The organism is Bacillus sp. 05T31 (assembly GCF_056396725.1).
In genome coordinates, this window is sequence record NZ_JBFTMA010001345.1 from 1 (window position 1) to 491 (window position 491).

Below are 491 nucleotides of genomic sequence, written 5' to 3' on the forward strand. Positions count from 1 at the left end.
TTATTTATTATAAAACGATTCTTTATGGATATGCACCTTTTTATACTCACCAAGATTTACAATATGACGAGTATCTTCATCCATGAATGTTATCCTCTATTTGCTGAGGATAGTTTTTTTATTTAGGCTAAGCAACATATCGTATGCCTCAGAACCCTTTTTATAAAAAAGGACAATATATGTAACGGTTTCCCTTTTGATATGAAAAAAATCATATAGAAATAAAGCGTTCTTAAAGTGGTTTGTTAAAAATTTGTTGTATTTGACTTAAAAAAAGGAAAGTAATATTTATTTGTAGAAAATTTTTAAGGATACAAATGAATGTAAAAATAGAATGACTATCTACGATAAAAAAGGGGGCACTTATATATGCTAACAAATGATTTAGATTTCCGATTAGAACCACGTTTAAAAGAACTGTATGAACAACATAAAATAAGAGCGCAGAAGATAGACTGGGGTTATCATGAGTTTTTACCATGGGATAAGGG

The 491-nt window shown here is 28.9% G+C and carries 1 pseudogene; it reads left to right on the forward strand.

Annotated elements, in window-relative coordinates:
* Positions 1-369: 369 nt before the first annotated feature.
* Positions 370-491 (forward strand): annotated as a pseudogene (locus AC1DJR_RS33235) (acyl-ACP desaturase); the annotation flags it as partial.